Annotated in this window: 18 protein-coding genes; 12 read left to right on the top strand and 6 right to left on the bottom strand. The window is 66.6% G+C overall.

What is annotated here, in order from left to right:
* Positions 1-122: 122 nt before the first annotated feature.
* Positions 123-881, bottom strand: a complete 759-nt coding sequence (locus G9373_RS10275; RefSeq protein ID WP_005572101.1) for an SDR family oxidoreductase — start codon at positions 879-881, stop codon at positions 123-125.
* 252 nt (positions 882-1133) lie between these two features.
* Here G9373_RS10275 and G9373_RS10270 point away from each other — a divergent pair, with 252 nt between their 5' ends.
* The 8 genes from G9373_RS10270 to G9373_RS10235 all read left to right on the top strand — a co-directional run bounded on the left by G9373_RS10270 (position 1134) and on the right by G9373_RS10235 (position 9456).
* Complete coding sequence (locus tag G9373_RS10270) at positions 1134-1652, top strand: RbsD/FucU domain-containing protein (protein WP_005572099.1); 519 nt, start codon at positions 1134-1136, stop codon at positions 1650-1652.
* Between the two features lies 1 nt (position 1653).
* A complete protein-coding gene (locus G9373_RS10265) occupies positions 1654-2442 on the top strand; it encodes an alpha/beta fold hydrolase (RefSeq protein WP_005254451.1) in 789 nt (262 codons plus the stop codon).
* 46 nt (positions 2443-2488) lie between these two features.
* Complete coding sequence (locus G9373_RS10260; RefSeq protein WP_005254453.1) at positions 2489-2869, top strand: DUF1937 family protein; 381 nt, start codon at positions 2489-2491, stop codon at positions 2867-2869.
* A gap of 98 nt (positions 2870-2967) precedes the next feature.
* On the top strand, positions 2968-5169 hold the full coding sequence (gene treS, locus G9373_RS10255) for a maltose alpha-D-glucosyltransferase (RefSeq protein WP_005254454.1): 2202 nt from the start codon (positions 2968-2970) through the stop codon (positions 5167-5169).
* A gap of 61 nt (positions 5170-5230) precedes the next feature.
* Complete coding sequence (locus G9373_RS10250) at positions 5231-5884, top strand: hypothetical protein (RefSeq protein ID WP_054246095.1); 654 nt, start codon at positions 5231-5233, stop codon at positions 5882-5884.
* A gap of 108 nt (positions 5885-5992) precedes the next feature.
* Positions 5993-7531 carry an arylsulfatase gene (locus G9373_RS10245; protein WP_133986056.1) on the top strand — a complete coding sequence of 513 codons (1539 nt, stop codon included), beginning with the start codon at positions 5993-5995 and terminating at the stop codon, positions 7529-7531.
* A 5-nt stretch (positions 7532-7536) separates the two neighbouring features.
* Positions 7537-8478: an HAD family hydrolase gene (locus tag G9373_RS10240; RefSeq protein WP_005572096.1), complete on the top strand. Its 942-nt coding sequence runs from the start codon at positions 7537-7539 to the stop codon at positions 8476-8478.
* A gap of 75 nt (positions 8479-8553) precedes the next feature.
* The gene (locus G9373_RS10235; RefSeq protein WP_240960452.1) at positions 8554-9456 is read left to right on the top strand and encodes a formylglycine-generating enzyme family protein; all 903 of its coding nucleotides are present in this window, start codon (positions 8554-8556) and stop codon (positions 9454-9456) included.
* On the opposite strand, the gene G9373_RS10230 is transcribed toward G9373_RS10235, so the two are convergent.
* The 4 genes from G9373_RS10230 to G9373_RS10215 form a co-directional block, all read right to left on the bottom strand.
* On the bottom strand, positions 9430-9777 hold the full coding sequence (locus G9373_RS10230) for a DUF202 domain-containing protein (protein ID WP_005244716.1): 348 nt from the start codon (positions 9775-9777) through the stop codon (positions 9430-9432). The two genes, G9373_RS10235 and G9373_RS10230, sit on opposite strands and share 27 nt — an antisense overlap.
* Positions 9774-11264, bottom strand: coding sequence for a protein kinase family protein (locus G9373_RS10225; protein WP_133986058.1), 1491 nt, complete (start codon positions 11262-11264; stop codon positions 9774-9776). Before G9373_RS10225 ends, G9373_RS10230 begins: the two co-directional genes overlap by 4 nt.
* A gap of 141 nt (positions 11265-11405) precedes the next feature.
* Entirely contained in the window at positions 11406-12776 is a 1371-nt protein-coding gene (locus G9373_RS10220; protein ID WP_005572092.1) for an amidase, read from the bottom strand.
* A gap of 36 nt (positions 12777-12812) precedes the next feature.
* Positions 12813-13787, bottom strand: coding sequence for a D-2-hydroxyacid dehydrogenase (locus G9373_RS10215; RefSeq protein ID WP_120659773.1), 975 nt, complete (start codon positions 13785-13787; stop codon positions 12813-12815).
* 83 nt (positions 13788-13870) lie between these two features.
* Here G9373_RS10215 and G9373_RS10210 point away from each other — a divergent pair, with 83 nt between their 5' ends.
* The 4 genes from G9373_RS10210 to thpD are packed head-to-tail and all read left to right on the top strand — an operon-like array spanning position 13871 to position 17002.
* Positions 13871-14611, top strand: coding sequence for an Asp/Glu/hydantoin racemase (locus tag G9373_RS10210; protein ID WP_037197713.1), 741 nt, complete (start codon positions 13871-13873; stop codon positions 14609-14611).
* A gap of 34 nt (positions 14612-14645) precedes the next feature.
* Positions 14646-15386, top strand: coding sequence for a hypothetical protein (locus tag G9373_RS10205; protein ID WP_005254470.1), 741 nt, complete (start codon positions 14646-14648; stop codon positions 15384-15386).
* Complete coding sequence (locus G9373_RS10200; RefSeq protein ID WP_005572088.1) at positions 15373-16050, top strand: GntR family transcriptional regulator; 678 nt, start codon at positions 15373-15375, stop codon at positions 16048-16050. Before G9373_RS10205 ends, G9373_RS10200 begins: the two co-directional genes overlap by 14 nt.
* 37 nt (positions 16051-16087) lie before the next feature.
* The gene (gene thpD / locus G9373_RS10195) at positions 16088-17002 is read left to right on the top strand and encodes an ectoine hydroxylase (RefSeq protein ID WP_167115014.1); all 915 of its coding nucleotides are present in this window, start codon (positions 16088-16090) and stop codon (positions 17000-17002) included.
* A gap of 41 nt (positions 17003-17043) precedes the next feature.
* Here the strand turns inward: thpD and G9373_RS10190 are convergent, their stop codons facing one another.
* Complete coding sequence (locus G9373_RS10190; protein WP_005254473.1) at positions 17044-17487, bottom strand: MarR family transcriptional regulator; 444 nt, start codon at positions 17485-17487, stop codon at positions 17044-17046.
* Positions 17488-17596: the final 109 nt, after the last annotated feature.

The raw sequence follows: 17596 nt of genomic DNA, 5'->3' as shown, positions 1-17596 counted from the left end.
GGTCGACCTCATTTCGTCTAATTGTCGACATTGCATCAATGGTGATGGGAGTCACGTCGGCTGTCAAATGGGATTGCGGTGGGAGCCCGAGGCGGCAGGGCTCCCACCGCAAGAGTGGGTGATCAGGCCCCGGCGAGAACGCCGCCGTCGACGACGAATGCCGTTCCGGTGATGGCGGTGGAGTGGTCCGACAGCAGGAAGGCGACGGAGTGTGCGATCTCGAGGGGAAGGATGGCGCGGCCGATCGGCTGGAAGTCGGGGAGCCCGGCCTCGAGTTCCTCGCGGCCGCCGAGTGCCGTGTAGTGCGGCACGTTCAGCGGGGTGTCGACGAAGCCCGGGCAGAGGGTGTTGGCGCGGACGCCCTGCGCGCCGAAGTCCAGGGCGATGGCCTTGGTCAACGTGAGCACGGCGCCCTTGCTCGCCGTGTACGTCGTCAGCAGTTTCTCGGCGCCGATCGAGTTGATGGAACCGAAGTTGACGATCGACCCGCCGCCCACCTTCAGCAGCTCGGGAATCGCGTACTTCGACCCCAGGAACACGCCCTTCACATTGACGTCGAACGTCTTCTGGAAGTCCTCGACCGACGCATCCAGAATGGTGCCGGGCTTCAGGATGCCGGCATTGTTGACGATGCCGTCGAGCTTGCCGAACCTCGCCACCGTGAAGTCGACAAGGTCCTTGACTTGCTCTTCTTCGGTGACATCGACGACGCGGCCGATCAGGCGATCGTCGTCGACCTTCAGCTGGGGAAGGCTGGACTCGGAGTGCACGGTGGCGACCACCTGTGCCCCCTCGTCGTGGAGATGCAACGCCGTGGCGAGGCCGATTCCTCCGCCTGCGCCCGTAACGATGACTGTCTTACCCTGCAGCAGCTGGCCCATGGTGTTCTCCCTCGAGGGTCATGTGGATGTGGAAGCGCGTAGACGCGGAAGCGATTGACTCTTTGTCGACAATCGACCAGGCAAGTGTGCTCCCTCTCCGGACGATCGGTCAAGCGTTGGATCTGGATTCGTCCAGCGCTTGACCTCCGGGCGGGAGCGTCTTAGATTTCTAGTCGATTGTCGACCAGAGCACATTCTGTGCCCGGTGCGCTGCGCCGCACACCTCACGCACTCGATCGAAGGACGAATCCCATGGCACCCAAAACCCGATTGCTGCACGAACGCCTGGCCGCCGTCGTGAGCCAGCTCCGGCACGGCGAGATGATCTACGTCGCGGACGCGGGAAGCGGCACGTCTTCGGCGAGCCTCGTTCCACTGTCGCCGCAGGTCGAGACGATCGATCTCGGCATCGCACCGGGATTGCCGTCGGTCGGGGATCTGCTGTCGGTGCTGTGCGAGGTGGGGGATTTCGAAGCAGCCATCGTCACCGAGGACATGGTGACCGCCAACCCCGAAGCCCGGAAGTTCGTCTCGGCACTGGTAGGGGAGGAGAACGTCCACGAACTGCGGTACCTACCCGAGTTCTACAACCTCCGCGACCGGGTGAAGGTCTTCGTCCAGACCGGCGACTACTCGGTGCACGGCAACGTCGTTCTCGTCGCGGGCTACCCGAGCCCGCCGATTCCGCTGAACTGGCTCACGTCCCCGACCTGGTTCGAGGACCTGCCGACCGCACCGCCGTCGACCGATCCGGGAAGTCCGGAGATCTGACATGCCCTTCTTCGACGGTGTCAGGAACAAGGTCTACTACCGGCATTGGGAAGCTTCGCAACCCTGGGCACGGATCCTGCTCCTGCACGGATTCGGTGAACACTCCGGTCACTATCACCGGCTCGCGGGGCAGCTGAACTCGGCCGGTCTGGACGTGTGGGCGCCCGATCACCTCGGTCACGGTCACACCGGCGGACCGGCAGGGTTCTTCCCCTCGGTGGACGAACTCGCCTCCAATGCAGGAGTTCTCGTCGACATCATGGCCGGCGACGGGCCCGACCTGCCGGTGGTCGTCCTGGGCCACTCGCTCGGCGCACTGACCGGCGCCCTCCTCTCGGTTCGCACACCGTCCCTGCGCACCGGATTGATCATGACGGGAGCGCCCCTGTGGGGTCTGCCGCGTGAGGCGCAGGGCCGGACGGACCTCGTCATGGCGAAGGACCGGTCGTACCTCGACGCACTCGAGAACGATCCGCTCGGCTTCGACACGGCTCCCGCCGAACCGAACCTCTGGCAGGCGCTCACCGTGGCCGGAGGAAAAGTGCGGGCGTGTCTGCCCGCGGTGACCATGCCGATCCTGTTGGTCAACGGCGAATTCGACGCCTTCGCAACGCCCGACCGCGCCGCCGAATTCGCGCGAGAACTGCAGCACGGACAGAGCGTCGTCATCCCCGGCGGCTACCACGACATTCCGAACGACGTCGCCCACCGGGCGGTCGCGTCGCTGATGATCGAGGCGCTCTCGGGATGGTGCCGGACCGTGCATCCACTCCCGGCGGGTTCTCGATGAGCACACCCTGCACCGGGGCCTCCGCCCCACGAATCACGAGGAACCCATGAGAAAGATCTTTCTGGCCTGCCCCTACAGCCATGCCGATCCGGCGGTGACACACGAGCGGTTTCTCGCCAGCAACGAAGTAGCGGGATACATCGTCGAATCCGGCCATGCGGTGTTCAGTCAGGTGTCGATGTCTCATCCCGTCAACCTGACTTTCACCGGAAAGGACAACACAGCGATCGGCACGATGTGGGGACCCGTCGACCGGGTGTTCATGGACGCGATGGAGGAATTGATCATCCTCGACCTCCCCGGATGGGATCGGAGTTCCGGCATCAGACGCGAGATCGAGTTCTTCGAGAGCCGGGACAGGCGGGTGAGCCTGTGGTCCGAGGCCTCCGCCGAGTTCGTCGCACCCGAAAGTTCCGCGGTCCGCTGACAGTCATCCAACTCCGCATGCCAGGCGGTCGTTTCCGTGGGACGGTGGACGGGTAGCCGACCGGTGCGGCGGAGCAGACGAGATGACGACGGAGGACCATGAACCCCGAGATCCATCACGAGCCCAGCGAGATCAGCTACGACGAGCAGTTCTACCCGGCGCGCCCGCGGCCGTTGAAACCGTCGGTCCGCCGTGCGACCAGGGTCGATGCGCAGACGGGTGAGCCCGTGCCGGACAACCCGAATTATGTGGAGTGGCTGATCAATCAGTCGATCCTGCACGATGCGAAGTTGATCGCGGAGCAGCTGTCCGGCAAGGGCAGCATGTGGCAGAACCCGTATGCCGACCCGAATCCGCGCGCCGCGGTGGAGCGGGGATCGGTGTGGTTCACGGCGTACCCGATTTCGATCATCACGGCACCGGGCGCGAGTTTCCTGAGTTCGCTCGGCGACGAGTCCCTGTGGCAGGCGTTCTCCGAGATCGGGGTGACGGCCGTCCACACGGGGCCGGTGAAGCAGGCAGGCGGGATCAACGGATGGCGGGCCACGCCGTCGGTGGACGGCCATTTCGATCGCATCAGCATGCAGATCGACTCGGCCTTCGGGACCGAAGAGGAGTTCCGCAAGCTCTGCGTCGTCGCCGCAGCATACGACGGCATCGTCATCGACGACATCGTCCCCGGTCACACCGGCAAGGGCGCCGACTTCCGGCTCGCCGAGATGGCCTACGCCGACTACCCCGGCATCTATCACATGGTGGAGATCGAACAACAGGATTGGCACCTGCTTCCCCGCGTGCCGGAAGGCCGGGACTCGGTCAACATCGACGCCGACACCGAGGCGCAACTCGCCCGGGCCGGGTACATCATCGGTCAACTCCAGCGCGTCATCTTCTACGAACTCGGTGTCAAGGAAACCAACTGGAGTGTCACCCCCGTCGTGAAGGGGGTGGACGGCATCGAGCGCAGGTGGGTGTACCTGCACTATTTCAAGGCCGGGCAGCCCTCCATCAATTGGCTGGATCCGTCGTTCGCGGGCATGCGCCTCGTCATCGGGGACGCCTGCCACTCCATCGCGGACCTCGGTGCGGGCGCTCTTCGACTGGACGCCAACGGATTCCTCGGGGTCGAACGCCGGACCGAAGGACTGCCCGGCTGGTCGGAAGGGCATCCACTGTCGGAGGCGGCAAACCACCTCATCGCCAGCATCGTGCGGAAGATGGGGGGATTCACGTTCCAGGAACTGAACCTCACCATCGACGACATCAAGGCGATGGGCACCACCGGAGCCGACCTGTCCTACGACTTCATCAATCGCCCCGCCTACCATCACGCCCTCGTCATGGGGAACACCGAATTTCTCCGGCTCACCATGAACCTCGCCCGCGATCACGGTGTGGATGCCGCGTCGCTCGTCCATGCGCTGCAGAATCACGACGAGCTGACATTCGAGCTGGTCCACTTCGCGACGCTGCACAAGGACGACGAGTTCGCGTACGGCGGTGAGTCGGTCACAGGGTCCGATCTCGGTGATCGCATCCGTAAGGATCTGTGCGAGCGGCTCACCGGGCGCTGGGCCCCGTACAACCGCACGTTCACGACCAACGGGATCGCCTGCACGACCGCCAGCGTCATCACCGCTGCGCTCGGCATCCGCGACCTCGACAGGATGGATGCCGCCGACATCGACACGGTCAAGCAGGCGCATCTGCTCCTGGCGATGTTCAACGCGCTCCAGCCCGGTGTCTTCGCCCTGTCGGGCTGGGATCTGTGCGGGCTGCTTCCCGTGCCGTCCGAGGAGGTCGCCGACCTTCTCGCCGAAGGGGACACCCGCTGGATCAACCGCGGCGCGCACGACCTGATGGGGGTCAATCCCGAAGCGGCCCGGTCGGAGTCGGGCATCCCCCGGGGCACCAGCCTGTACGGGAGTCTGCCGGTGCAACTGCAGGATCCGGCGTCCTTCGCTCGCGGTCTCGCCCGCATCATCGACATCCGAAACCGGTTCGGCATCGCCACCGCGGTTCAGCTCGACGTGCCCACCGTGTCGCACAAGGGGCTGCTCGTCATGGTCCACGAACTGGCGGACTCGAGTCTCGAAGTCACGGTTCTCAACTTCACGTCCGAGGAGATCGCCGCGACCGTGCAGTCCCAGTTCCTGCCGGCCGGATCGCCTGCGGTCAACCTGTTCACCGACGAACAGATCGGCACCGTCGACGAACTCCACAGCTTCCCGATCTCCCTCGCGCCCTATGAGGGAGTTCCTGTCGTCGTGCGGCCGGGCAGGGCGGACGACGCGGGCTGAATCCGGGTACGATTCGGGCTCCCTGTTGCCCTGGAGCTCGACCTCGGCGAAGACTGATCTCATGGCCCGCACTCAGAGCGACGCCGAGTTCCACCAGCTACGGACTCCACGGGCCGCGGCCGTCGCCGGTGTCGTCTTCGGTGTCCTGTTCGCCTCCAGCATCGTTCTGCTGCGTAGCGCGCTGCCCGGCGCAGCCGCGACCCCGTGGTTACACCACCAACGGCAGATCACGGCAGCCCTGATACTCGCACCCTTCGCGGGCATCGCGTTCCTGTGGTTCATCGGTGTCATCCGCGACCGGCTCGGGGACCTCGAAGACCGATTCTTCTCGACCGTCTTCCTCGGCAGTGGGTTGCTGTTTCTCGCCATGACGTTCGTGTCGACGGCAATCGCAGGCGGACTCCTCGCCGTGTCCCGGCTCTCCGGTGTTCCGCAGAACGACCTCGTCTTCTTCGGGCGCGAAGTGATGTTGCATGTGAACAACGTCTACGGGGTTCGCATGGCCGGGGTGTTCATGATTTCGCTGGGAACCATCTGGCTGCGCACCGGACTGATGCCGCGATGGCTGGCTGTCAGCACCTACCTGCTGTCACTCACCCTGCTGGTGGTCGTGAGTTTCAGTCTCTGGGTGACGTTGGTCTTCCCGGCGTGGGTGATGGTGATCAGCGTGTACATCCTCGCCGTGGATCGACCGCCGTCGATCCCCCCGGACTGACGGCCGGTACTCGGACACGAGGTTCTCACCCGGTGCGGGTGATGTGTCGCGGGCGCACCGCGAGCAACGTCAGGACTGCGATTCCCCCGATGATGCGAGGAGAGACAGATGACGGACCCGAAACCCAACATCCTGGTCATTTGGGGCGACGACATCGGTATCACCAATCTCAGCTGCTACAGCGACGGACTGATGGGGTACCGGACACCGAACATCGACCGTCTCGCCGACGAGGGCATGAAGTTCACCGACTCCTACGGTGAGCAGAGTTGCACGGCCGGTCGCGCGTCGTTCATCACGGGGCAGAGCGTGTATCGCACCGGCATGAGCAAGGTCGGAATCCCGGGAGTCGACGTCGGATTGTCGCCCGACGACCCCACCATCGCCGAACTCCTCAAGCCCCTCGGATACGCCACCGGACAGTTCGGGAAGAACCATCTCGGCGATCTGAACAAGTATCTGCCGACCGCTCACGGGTTCGACGAGTTCTTCGGCAACCTCTATCACCTGAACGCCGAGGAAGAACCGGAGCTCCCCGACTACCCGAGCGCACAGGACTATCCCAAACTGCACGAGGTGATGATGCCGCGCGGTGTCCTGCACTGCTTCGCCACCGAGGAGGACGCGGGTGAGGTCGATCCGCGGTACGGCCCGGTCGGGAAGCAGCGCATCGAGGACACCGGTCCGCTGAGCAAGAAGCGGATGGAGACCATCGACGACGAGACGGTCTCCGCGGCAATCGACTTCATCACGCGGCAGAAGGAAGCGGAGACACCGTTCTTCGTGTGGATGAACACGACGCACATGCACCTGCGGACTCACACGAAGCCGGAAAGCGTCGGCCAGGCCGGGCACTGGCAGTCGCCGTACCACGACACCATGATCGATCACGACAAGCACGTCGGCCAACTTCTCGACGCGGTCGACGAGCTGGGTCTCGCCGAGAACACCATCGTCATCTACAGCACCGACAACGGTCCCCACGCGAACACCTGGCCGGACGGCGCGACCACCCCGTTCCGCAGTGAGAAGGACACCAACTGGGAGGGAGCCTTCCGCGTCCCCGAGGTGATTCGCTGGCCGGGCAAGATCCCAGCCGGCGTGGTGTCCAACGAGATCGTTCAGCACCATGATTGGCTTCCCACCTTCCTCGCCGCCGCGGGCGCACCCGAGGTCGTGGAGCAACTGAAGACCGGGCACACGATCGGCGAGAAGACGTTCAAGGTGCACATCGACGGCTACAACCTGCTCCCGTACCTCACCGGTGAGGTCGAGACGTCCCCGCGCCGGGGAATGGTGTACTTCTCCGACGACTGCGACGTGCTGGGCATCCGTTTCGACAATTGGAAGATCGTGTTCATGGAGCAGCGGGCGCAGGGCACCCTCGGGCTGTGGGCGGAGCCGTTCACCCAACTGCGGTTGCCGAAACTGTTCAACCTGCGCACCGACCCGTTCGAGCGTGCCGACATCACGTCGAACACCTACTGGGACTGGTTCCTCGACCACGACTACATCGCCATCTACGGGACATTCATCACGAGTCAATTCCTCGAGACGTTCAAGGAGTTCCCCCCGAGGCAGGAGCCGGCGAGCTTCACGATCGACCACGCGGTGGCGAAGCTGCACGCCTTCCTGGCGAAGGACTGAGCGACGTGGGGGCCGGGCTGGGTGGTTCCTGGGCGGACGGATCGACGCGGTCCGCGATCGAGGACTTCGTCGGGCGGGTGACGACACGGGGACCGGACTTCGTCGAGCCCGCGGACCGGGTGGCCGTATTCGACAACGACGGCACACTCTGGTGCGAGAAGCCGATGCCCATCCAGCTCGACTTCACCATCCGGCGCTTCGCCGAGATGGCCGCGGGTGACTCCGACCTGCAGCAGACGCAACCGTGGAAGGCGGCCCACGAGCACGACCTTCAGTGGCTCGGTGCGGCGATGGTCAAGCACTATCGGGGCGACGACGGCGACCTGAAACTGTTGATGGGCGCAGTCACCGAGGCGTTCGATTCGATCACCGTCGAGAATTACGACGCGCGGGTCCGGTCCTTCTTCGACGACGCGGACCACCCGACGCTCGGCCGCCCGTATTCCGGCTGCGGATACGCGCCGATGGTCGAACTGTTGCGCTATCTCGAGGCGAACGGATTCACGATCTACATCGCGTCCGGTGGTGACCGGGACTTCATGCGCCCGGTCGCCGGACGGCTCTACGGGATTCCGCCGGAACGCGTCATCGGCAGTGCCCTCGGCCTCTCGTACCGTGAAGGGGCGGACACGAGCGACCTGCTCTACAAGGCCGCGATGGACTTCTTCGACGACGGGCCGGAGAAACCGGTCCGAATCTGGAGCCGGATCGGGCGACGGCCGATCCTGTCGGTCGGCAACTCCAACGGTGACCTGCCGATGCTCGCGTTCTCCGGGCTACCCGACCGCCCGGCGCTTCGGGTGCTGATCCTGCACGACGACGCCGATCGCGAATTCGACTATGTCGCCGGCGCGGAGCAGGCCCTCGAACACGCACGAGGAAAGAACTGGACCGTGGTAAGCATGAAGAACGATTGGACGAGCATCTTCTCGCCGGCCGTCACCTGATCAGGCAGAAGGGAAGGCGTGTTGGATACCCAGACCGTCTCCGAAGTCCGGCACATCCCCGCTCACACTTTCACGATGGGCTCGGATCGGCACTATCCGGAAGAAAGTCCGGCGCATCGAGTCGCGATCGACGCCTTCGCCATCGAGGCCCACCAGGTCACCACCACGCAGTACGCCGCGTTCGTCCGAGACACCGGTTATGTGACCGTCGCGGAGCGGCCGCTGGACCCCGCCGACTTCCCCGGCGCTCCCGCCGAGAACCTGCAACCGGGATCGATGGTGTTCACCCCCACTCGGGGCCCGGTCGATCTCCGTCACCTCAGTCAGTGGTGGACCTGGACTGTTGGCGCATCCTGGCGCCACCCCACGGGACCCGCGTCGACGATCACCGGCCGCGAACAGCATCCCGTCGTCCACGTCGCCCACGAGGATGCGGCAGCGTACGCCCAGTGGGCGGGGCGCTCCCTCCCCACCGAGGCGCAATGGGAGGCCGCGGCGCGCGGCGGACTCGACCACGCCGAATTCACCTGGGGTGACGCCCCCGAGAGCGAATCCCCTCCGCTGGCGAACTACTGGCACGGGGAGTTCCCGTGGCGCGCGGACCCCGGGTACGGCACCACGACCGCCGTCGGTAGCTTTCCGCCCAACGAATACGGTCTGTTCGACATGGCGGGAAACGTGTGGGAATGGACCGCCGACTGGTTCTCGGATCGCCACGCCGACACAGCGGAGTCGTGCTGCGCGCCACGCAATCCGCGTGGGCCCGGCATGTCGGAGAGCTTCGACCCCCGCCAACCCCAGTTCCGGGTGCCCCGGCGGGTGATCAAGGGCGGATCGTTCCTGTGCGCCGACAGCTACTGCCGGCGGTACCGGCCCGCCGCACGGCGGCCGCAGATGGTCGACACCGGGATGAGCCACATCGGATTCCGCTGCGTCACGGCCTTACCCGGATCAGATCAGGACCACCACAGCGAGTAGCGCGAGCACTGTGACGACGCTGGACGTGACGACGGCGGCGAACGTCGCCGGAGCGAATTCCCCGGATTCGATCTGCCGGCTGATGACCCGGTAGCGGACGGTGCCGTAGGCGGACACCAGTAGCCCCGCGCCGATCAGGATCAATCCGGCAGCCACGGCGTGGCCGCCGCGGTGCGGTGCGAACTTCGCGACCGCCACACCGAGCGCGGCGACACTGATACCGGTGCGATGCCAGGCGAGGTAGGTTCGCTCGTTGGCGAGATGGTCGCGCGCGGTGCTTCCCTCGTTCGGCTGCGTGGGGCCGAAGATGTTGCGGCTCATGCGCCGCTACCCAGGAAGCCGATCTCCGACAGGCGCGACTGGTACCCGGACTCGCCGCCGGACAGTCCCGAGATCCAGACCAGGACGCGGTCGGTGGGTGCGGGCGTCCGGGCCACGATCTGGGTGACCCCGTCGCCGAGCGTGGCGGCGCCGATCACCTGGGTGCGATCGATGGTCGCCCACGCGACGGGCACGGTCCGGATCTCGACTGTGGTGCCCGGTGTCGGGGAGTCGATCAAGACGGTCCGCAGATCGACGGGCCCGGGAAACGACACGATCAGACCCACTCCTCGCTTCGTCGCCGACAGTTGCTGCGGGTAGCGGTCGGTCGCCCAGGATGTCGCGGGGTTCGCGTCGACGGCGAGGGAGGCAGTGGCACCGTTGTCGGGGAAGCGCAGGGGGGAGTAGACGGCCGCGGACGACGGGGTGAGCGGTATCTGAAGGGGGTCCGAAACCGGTGCGATCTGGCTGAGCATGCTGTCTGCGACGGCGGCCGGGGGAGCGTCCGACGAGGTGAATGTGGCGCCCGCCGCCCACCCGGCGGCGCCGAGCGCGACGACCAGGGCGAGTGCGCCGCTCAACGCGGGAAGTGGCGCGTTCGGCCGGGGGGCCCGGTTGGCGGGTGCCGGGCGGGCTCTCTTCGTGGTGGCAGCGAATGCGGATGCCGAGCGAGCCCGCGCGTCCGCCAAGATGCGGTCCAGGGCGTCGACGACCGCCTGCGCGGTGGCCATCCCGGGCCGTCGAGCGAGGGCATTCATGGCCACGTCGGACAGACGTCGTGGAATCGCGGGCCGCACACGATGCGGCGGGACGACGGAACCGTCGCCACGCCTGCCGGCCGGGGGCAATCCGGCTGCCAGGGTCGCGCCGGACGAGGACAGCGGCCACGTGCCGAGCAACAGGGCGTACAGCAGCGCCCCGAGTCCCGCGACGTCGTCGGCCGCGCTGCCGTCGGCGAGAGTGGCAGGGAAGGCGAGGACCGCGAGTCCTTCCCGGGAGATCCGCACCCGGTTGGGATGATCGAGTGAGATGCGGGCACCGAAATGGTGTGCGTCTGCAGTCGCGGCGGCGAGGTCCCGCACGGTACGAGCGGCATCCAACGGCCGCGGAACCGTGCGCGCGACATCCGCGACACGCCACCCGGGCGTCCATTCCGCGACCACGGCGATCCGGTTACCGACCGCCGCGATGTCGTAGACCTGCGCGATCCGCCCCTCGTGGCTGAAGCTGGTTCCGGTGGTGTTCCGGCAGAACCGCACCACCGGATCCGGGAGTGGGTCGGTGGCGCGGACGTGCGCCGAGTCGACGAGGCTGAGCGAGACGTCCCGGCGCAGTTCGGTGTCGTGTGCGTGCCACCACTGCACCCAGTCGGGGCCGGCGAACCGGCCGAGGAGGCGGTATCGGGTGGCGACGAGCATGCCCGGGGCGAGCGGATCCGGGCCCTGCGGCGAATGCGGCGGGACCCCGGACACCGGCGTCGCTGTCATCTACCCTCCCGGGCTCTCCCCGACCCCGAAAATCCCTGTCGGGCAACTCTCACCCGGGCAGCAGGGCAGACGTTCGCGCCGCACCGGGCCTAGTGCTGATCATCCTCGGATGCGGCGCGAAACGTGTGCTTTTCGGTCGACCTAGCCGAGGACGTGCTCCGCATATCGCGCGACCGCGAGTACGAGGTCGTCCGAGTGACGGGGGCCGATGATCTGCAGACCCACCGGCAGACCCGCAGCGGTGCGGCCTACCGGGATGCTGATCGCCGGCTGCTGCGTCAGGTTGAACGGGTAGGTGAACGGGGTCCACTGCGGCCAGCTGGTGAAGTCGCTGCCCGGCGGGACGTCGAAACCTGCCTCGAAAGCCGGAATCGGGACGGTGGGTGTGAGCAGGACGTTGTGCGTCAGGTGGAATTTGCCCATCATGATGCCGATGTCCGCGGCGACCGCGCGAGCGTCGAGATAGTCGACCGCGCTGAACTTCTCGCCCCGCTCCCAGATCTTGCCGAGCCCCGGGTCGACCTTGTCGCGCGCACCCTCCGGGAAGTTCTTCAACATGGCTGCGGCCCCGGCCGCCCACAGCAGCTCGAAGGCCTCGATCGGATCGCTGAAGCCGGGGTCGGCGGCGGTGACCGGCAGACCCGCGGCGTCGAGGGCCTGCACGGCTCGGTCGACGATCGCCCGGACCTCCGGATCGACGGTCACATAGCCGAGCGTGGGGGAGTACGCGACGCCGAGTCCGACCACGTCGCGGCCGATCTCGCCGCGGAAGGTGGTCGGGAACGGGGCGAGCGATGTCGGGTCGCGCGGGTCCGGCAGCGACAGGATGTCCATCAGCAGTGCCGCATCCTCGACCGTGCGGGTGAGGGGGCCGGCATGCGCCAGCGGTCCGAACGGGCTCGCCGGGAACAGGGGGATGCGACCGTGGGTGGGTTTGAACCCGACGACGCCGCAGAACGAGGCGGGGATGCGCACACTGCCGCCGCCGTCTGTGCCGACGGAGCAGGGACCGAGACCCGCCGCGACCGCGGCGGCGCTGCCGCCCGAAGATCCACCGGCCGTCTTGGTCGGGTCGGCCGGGTTGCGGGTGATCCCGCACAGGGCGCTGTCGGTCACGGCCTTCCAGGCGATCTCGGGGGTCGTGGTCTTGCCGAGGAACACCATGCCGTCCTCGCGGAGCCGGGCGGCCACGGGACTGTCGACGTTCCACGGCTGGTCCTCGTCGACGGCCTGTGAACCCCGGAGTGTCGGCCAGCCGTCGGTGAGGAAGATGTCCTTGATCGAGATCGGAACGCCGTCGAGCAGTCCCTTGGAGTAGCCGGTGTTCCAGCGCTCCTCGGACTTCCGGGCCTGCGCGAGCGCCCGCTCCTCGTCGACGAGGCAGTAGGAATTGATGGTGCGGTCGCGTTCGGTGATGGCGTCGAGCATCGCCTGCGTCGCTTCCACCGGCGAAAGTTCTCCGGACGAGTAGGCCGTGACCAGTTCGACGGCGGTCATGTCGGTGGGATTCATGAGAACTCCTTCAGCCTGGACGTTCGGGCCCTGTCTTCATCGGCTCGGTACGTACCCGAGGTGCTTGTCAACTACGTTCTCGAGCGGGTACCCCGTAACCCAGCGTTCGAAATTGTCGGTGAACACGGTAACGAGGTCATCTCGCCAGCCGGCGAAGTCGCCCGAATTGTGGGGTGTGATCGAGACGTTCGGCATGTCCCAGAGTGGATGGCCGGCGGGGAGCGGTTCCGTGTCGAACACGTCGAGCGCGGCGCCCGCGATCGTCCCCGCCCGGAGCGCGGCGACGAGGTCGTCGGTGCGGACGAGCTCACCGCGTCCGACGTTGACGAACCGGGCGCCCGGCTTCATCGCGGCGAACGTCGAGTCGCGGAACAGGTGGCGGGTCTGCTCGGTGAGCGGTGCCACCGCGATCACGTAGTCGGCGACGGCGAGCTGCTTCGGGAGATCTTCCGTTGCGGTGACCGACCCGAAGTCGGGATCGGCGTTGCGTGCGGTGCGACCGGATCCGCTGACCTTCATCCCCGCCGCGCGGAGAAGCCGGGCGATCGCGCGGCCGATGGGACCGGTGCCGACGATCAGGGCGGTACGGCCCGCGATCCGCTCGGATTCCCGGTGCTGCCAGGTGTGGGACTGCTGCAGGCGGAGCGAGCCCGGCAGGTCCTTCGCGAACGAGAGGACCTGGGCGAGCACGTACTCGGCGATCGCCCCGTCGAACACGCCCCGTGAGTTGGTGATCGTGACGTCGCTGTCGCGGGCCTCGGGGAACATGACGGGATCGACGCCGGCCGCGGCGATGTGCAGCCACTGCAGGGAGCCGGCGGCGTGCCAGGCTCCGGGCACCGCGTCGGTGAGGAAGTCGTAGAGGAACAGCACGTCGGCGCCGTCGAGGGCATCGCTCAGCCCCGCCTTGCCGGTGTAGCGAACTTCGGCACGGGCCGCGACGGGTGCCATGAGTTCGTCGCTCGGCAGGACGTGGGCATGTAGCACCGCGACGATCGGGTTCCGACTCACGTTGACACCGTATGAGTAACTCGTATGATTGTCAACAATCTGAAAATGCTCGGGCGCGGCCGAAACGAAGGTGAGGCCTGGTGTTGGAACTGAACATTCCCGAATTCGAGGGGCCTATCGCGCAACGGGGAATCGGCATCATCGCCCCGTTCGACCTGGCGCTCGAACGAGAACTGTGGCGATGGGCTCCCCTCGAGGTGAGCCTCCACCTGGCGCGCACGCCGTACGAACCCGTGCCCGTCAGTCTGGAGATGGCCGAACTCGTGTCCGAGCGAAGACACCTCATGGCGGCGACGCGCGACGTCCTGCACGTCGAGCCCGAGGTCGTGGCCTATCTGTGCACGTCGGGAAGCTTCATCAAGGGGCTCGAATACGAGCGAACCCTGTGCGACGCGATCTGCGAGGCAGGCGCCCAGCACGCGATCACCACGTCCGGCGCGCTGGTCGAGGCGATCGAACACCTCGAGCTGAGCAGGCTGTCGGTGATCACGCCTTACGACGCCCCCCTGACCGAACGGCTGCATGCGTTCCTGCACGAGGCGGGCACCGAGGTGGTTCGCTCCGATCACCTCGGGCTCGGCGGCGGCATCTGGAAGGTCAACTACCGCACGATCGCCGAGCGGATCATCGCCGCGGACGACCCCAGGTCGGAGGCGATCTTCGTCAGTTGTACGAATCTGCCGACCTACGACGTCATCGCCCCGCTCGAGCAGGAACTCGGCAAACCGGTCCTCACCGCCAACCAACTCACGATCTGGGCCTGTCTCGGCCGGATGAAGCTCCCCATGACGGGCCCCGGCAAGTGGCTCCGCAACGTCTTCTGACATCACCCCTCACGACTCGGAAAGAGGAGAACGCATGACGAGCACGCCGACCCCCACAGTGGGATTCATCTACCCCGATCACGCCGCCGAGGACGACTACCCCTTCGCCGCGGAGATGCTCGGAGTGGATCTGCCGGTCGTGCACATCTATGGCACCGACCTGCACGCCGTGCCCGAACTGCTCGACCTCGGGAGCCCGGAGAAGCTCGCAGGCGGGGCCGCGCTCCTCGCCGAGGAGAAGCCGGACGCCGTCGTGTGGGCGTGCACCTCGGGCAGCTTCGTCTACGGCCCCGACGGGGCGAAGCAGCAGGCCGAGACGCTCGCCGCGGCCACCGGTGTACCCACGTCCAGCACCAGTTTCGCGTTCGTCCACGCCCTGCACGCGCTGGGGATCACCCGCGTCGCGGTGGCCGCCAGCTACCCGGAGGACGTCGCGAAGCTGTTCGTCGAGTTCCTCGCCGCCGCCGGCATCGAGGTGCTGTCGATGTCGAGTGCGGGAATCGACACCGCGGCCGAGGTCGGTCTGCTCAGCCCGGAATCCGTGGTGGAACTCGCGGTGGAGAACGACCACCCGGACGCCGAAGCCCTGCTCATCCCCGACACGGCCATGAGGACGCTGGGTGCGCTGAGTACTCTCGAGCAGCGCCTCGGCAAGCCGGTCCTCACGGCAAACCAGGTGACCATCTGGGAAGGCCTGCGTCTTGCGGGCCACACGGCGGTGAACCCGTCGTTAGGAACCTTGTTCGAGAAAGGCCACAGTCATGGCTCTGACTGACCTGGAACCCGTCAGTCGTCAATCGACTGCCGAATTCATCGCGGACCGCCTGCGGATCGCCATCATGAAGGGGGCGCTCGAACCCGGTGCACAGCTGGGCGAGGCGGAACTGGCCGCGCATTTCCAGGTCTCGCGCGGACCCCTGCGCGAAGCCATGCAGAGGCTCGTGTCCGAGGGCATACTGCACAGCATCCGTCATCGCGGGATCTTCGTGACGGAGCTGACCCTCGACGACGTCGTCGACGTGTACCGCAGCCGCTCGGTCATCGAGCGCGGGGCGCTCGAAATGATTCTCGACGACGGCCGCCGGGAAGCCACGTACCTGGCGCTCGAACCCACCGTGCTCGTGATGCAGGCCGCGGCCGAGCGCGGCGACGCCGCCGCCGTCTCGGACGCCGACCAGCAGTTCCATCAGATCCTGGTGGAGAGTTCGGAGAGCCCCCGGCTCATTCGGGCGGCGCGGACACTGCTGATCGAGACCCGGATGTGCCTGGGTGCGTTGCAGACCACCTACGACGACATCCGCGAGCAGGCGCAGGAACACGCGACCCTGCGCGAGGCGATCCGATCGGGTACAGCTGGAGAGGTGCAGAAACTGCTCGCCGAACACCTGGACGACGCCGTCCAGCGGCTCCGCGCCGACCAGAAGACCCTGTCGTCGTAGCGACAGTCAAGTAGAGGGTAAGTGCCGAGGAGGGACAATGACCCAGGTAGCTGAGGTTCAGGGACACACCAACCGCCACGATCGCTACCCGACTCGGATCGACGCCGAGCCGTCCATGCTCCCACGGAGCGAACCCGCAGTGTGGGGCAGACCCGCCGACGGGCCGTTCGATTCGTCGGCACTTGCCGGACACGAGTCGCGCGGCTTCACGATCATCGACAACTTAATGAACGCGGGCGACGTGATGTCGTGCCGGGAGGAACTCGACCGGCTGTCCCGGGACCCGGCGATGCGCGACAGCGGGCGCGTCATCACCGAACGCGGCACCGACGAGGTTCGTTCGGTCTTCGATGTGCACCGGCGCAGCGACGCGGTCGCCGCGCTGATCCGCGACAGCAGGATTCTCGACCGCGCGCGGCAACTCCTCGGCTCCGACGTCTACATCCATCAGAGCCGGATCAACTCGATGCCCGGTTTCAAGGGCACCGGCTTCTACTGGCACTCGGATTTCGAGACCTGGCACGCCGAGGACGGTCTTCCCGTCCCGCGCGCCGTCAGCTGCTCGATCACGCTCACCGAGAACTACCCGTTCAACGGGTCGTTGATGGTGATGCCCGGTTCGCACAAGCAGTTCGTCCAGTGCGTCGGCGCCACCCCCGACGACAACTACACGTCGTCCCTCGTCGCGCAGGAGGTCGGGGTTCCGCGTCGCGAGGACGTGACGCGGATGGCGGCGGAGTTCGGGATCGACCAGTTCACCGGTGCCGCAGGCACCGCGCTGTGGTTCGACTCGAACGTCATGCACGGGTCGGGCAACAACATCACGCCCTACCCGCGGTCGAACCTGTTCCTCGTGTTCAACAGTGTCGAGAACACCCTCGTCGAGCCGTTCGCCGCGGCGCGTCCGCGGCCGGAGCACATCGCGTCACGCGACTTCACCCCTCTGTCCTGACGTGAGTGGCAAGGAGTGCTCCGGCACGCCTTGGCACTCACCTATGCGGGGAACTCGTGCAGTGCCCGGGCGAGGTGGGCGAGCTCGGGAATGTCGGCGGCCCGATCGAGCGCCGCTTCCAGCGTGGCGTCGTGGGTGGGACGCGCCTCGTCCAGTGCGGCCCGGCCCGCGGGTGTGAGCTCGGTGTAGATGCCGCGACGGTCGTCGTCGCACAGAATGCGGGTGAGCAGTCCGCGGTTTTCCAGACGGTTCACCAGCCGGGTGGTGGCGCTGCTGCTCAGCGCCGCGGCGCGGGCGAGTTGCGCCATGCGCATGTGCCAGCCGTCCTGACGGCTGAGTGCGTCGAGCACCGTGTACTCGACCACCGAGAGATCGTGCCCGCGCTGTAGGGCGCGCTCGAGCTCCGCCTCGAGCAACCCGTGCAGGGCCGCGAGCGTGCGCCATCCCTGCGACCGAATCTCGACGGCGTCGTCAGCGACTGCCATGGGCCACCTCCTGTGGATACGACTGCAAGGTCAGAATACCAGCTTGCGCACATAGCAGGCGTGTGCAACTATTTATGACGCGCCTGCAACTAATGCAGACGCGGTATTC

The sequence above is a fragment of the Rhodococcus sp. A14 genome, from assembly GCF_011603105.1.
Lineage (GTDB): Bacteria > Actinomycetota > Actinomycetes > Mycobacteriales > Mycobacteriaceae > Rhodococcus_F > Rhodococcus_F opacus.
Note: the sequence above shows the minus strand (reverse complement) of the source record. Positions and strands in the feature narration are given on the sequence as shown.